Source organism: uncultured Legionella sp. (genome assembly GCF_937871865.1).
Lineage (GTDB): Bacteria > Pseudomonadota > Gammaproteobacteria > Legionellales > Legionellaceae > Legionella.
This window is the reverse complement of sequence record NZ_CALMPD010000212.1, coordinates 1-2,070: the sequence shown is the minus strand read 5'-3', so window position 1 is coordinate 2,070 and position 2,070 is coordinate 1. Positions and strand designations below refer to the sequence as shown.

Here is a 2,070-nt window from a genome sequence, read left to right as displayed (position 1 = left end):
TATAATCAATTTATTATCCGTTGGCTATATAATGCCTTAAAATAAGGTCGAGAACTGGCACCTTCTACAAAATATAACTTCATAAAATCTCCCTCGTCTTGTCGGATTGATAAGCTCTTTCTATTGCTCCATTCGGTAGAAAAACGGGCAGTAAGTGTTCAAAGGATTGCATCCGATCATCATCACCCTCATCAGAAAGAAAGATGTATTCACAATAGTCGCTGATGTCCTGAATAATACGTTCAAAACGATAGTAGCAAATGACATCCTGATTGATCTTTGTTTGGCCATAGCCCTGATAAAATAGTGATTCCTCTTCAGTAGCTGTGCGACCGCTGTCCCAAATACCAGCGCCGACAAACATCAAATCACGTTCTTTGGGGGCAAAGATAACGGTATCCCAATCAACAATATAAAGGGCTCTTTCTTTATCAACAATCAAGTTCCAGCCATGGATATCTGCATGGCATAAAATATATTCGAGGGGCTGTTTTTGGATCGTGAGCGCAAGCTTTTCAGCGCGCTCAACAAGTTTAAGAATTTCGCTACTTTTGGATTTCAGGAACAAAGCCATTTTTACAGCAACAGGCTCTTCAAAAAACTCATTTTCAATGCGCATAAGAAATGCTTTGACGGTTTCTCGCCATTTGGAAGAAAATACGGCTCCGTTGCAAAAAAGAACCAATTAGATTAACCTCTTTTTTAATTTTAGAAAAATTAACCACATTTATTAACTAACCCTTTGTTGAATTTTGGTTGAATGATAGGGTAGGACGAGGTAATCAAGAAAACCCCCGTTAAATTACCCCTGAAATATGAATTTAAAAAGACGATATTTAGTTTATAGATAAAAGGTTTCCTTGTATTTGAAATAAATATTTACTATAATTTCATTTGAAAGGAGGTGTGCAATGAAAACTTCAAATAATACTCTTCATAAAGAAGAACGTGTTTTAACTAAAGCTGTAAGCAATTTGGCAAAATTTTATTCTTTAACTGGAAAGGATTTAAGTAAGATAATTGGTATCAGTGAATCTAGTGCTTCTCGTATTAACCAAGGTACTAAATTTATTTCGCCTCATACTAAAGAGGGTGAAATGGCTCTATTATTATTAAGAGTATACCGAAGCCTAAATGCGATGGTTGGAAATAATCATGAAAAGGCGAAATTATGGCTGAATAGTCAGAATAAATACTTTAAAAATATACCAATAGATGAAATGAAAACTATTCAAGGTTTAATTGGTGTACTTAACTATCTAGATGCAATGCGCGGTAAATTATGAACATATGGACTGAATCTGAGGGGATAAAATTAACTAAAACTCTAAATTTAGAACCATGGAGAATGGTTGAGGATCAATATATTTCAAGTTCTAGAGACCTGGTGGAAAGTAGGGAAGAGCACGATCTATTAGAAGAGTTGTTAGAGAGTTCGAAGCCGAGAATAGAAAATAATAAGCATTATTTAATCTTTACTCCTTTCAGGTATCCGCCTCTAAAGTATGGTTCTCGATTTGGCAATACTTTCGAATATTCACTTTGGTATGGATCAATAAATCTACTAACGGCATTAGCAGAAGTTGCCTTTTATCGACTAAAATTTTTTGCGGATACTGCAGCTGATCTTGAGTATATTGAAATACCAATGACAGCTTTTAAGGCATATATACAAACAGAAAATGGTATTGATCTAACCGCACCTCATTTTAAAAAATACCAAGATAAAATCTCAAATACAATAAGTTATGCAGATAGTCAGAAGTTGGGCTCAGAAATGAGAAATGCAAATATAGAAGCCTTTATTTTTACTTCAGCGAGAGATAAAGTGGTTGGAAAAAATGTGGCCGCATTTACCCCAGATGTATTTATAAAGAAGGATGGTCAATATATAACAGATATGCAAAATTGGCGTTGTATTGCGAACCAAAATGTTATCGAATTTACTCGTGATGAAATTCTATGTAGAAAACACCACGAGTTTTTTAAAGAAGAATTTGATATGCTGAAATAGACCTTACGCTCCGGAACTTGTGCTGTGATGCAAAATCAGTAAGTAATGGTCACTCA

The 2,070-nt window shown here is 34.8% G+C and carries 3 protein-coding genes; 2 read left to right on the top strand and 1 reads right to left on the bottom strand.

Annotated features, from left to right (window positions below):
- Positions 1 to 79 precede the first annotated feature (79 nt).
- On the bottom strand, positions 80 to 619 hold the full coding sequence (locus Q0495_RS11270) for a phosphotransferase (RefSeq protein WP_298626271.1): 540 nt from the start codon (positions 617 to 619) through the stop codon (positions 80 to 82).
- A 292-nt stretch (positions 620 to 911) separates the two neighbouring features.
- On the opposite strand from Q0495_RS11270, the gene Q0495_RS11265 reads away from it, so the two are divergent.
- Both Q0495_RS11265 and Q0495_RS11260 read left to right on the top strand, forming a co-directional pair.
- A complete protein-coding gene (locus Q0495_RS11265; RefSeq protein WP_298626270.1) occupies positions 912 to 1,286 on the top strand; it encodes an antitoxin Xre/MbcA/ParS toxin-binding domain-containing protein in 375 nt (124 codons plus the stop codon).
- The gene (locus Q0495_RS11260) at positions 1,283 to 2,014 is read left to right on the top strand and encodes an RES family NAD+ phosphorylase (RefSeq protein WP_298626267.1); all 732 of its coding nucleotides are present in this window, start codon (positions 1,283 to 1,285) and stop codon (positions 2,012 to 2,014) included. The genes Q0495_RS11265 and Q0495_RS11260 overlap by 4 nt, the downstream gene beginning before the upstream one ends.
- Positions 2,015 to 2,070: the final 56 nt, after the last annotated feature.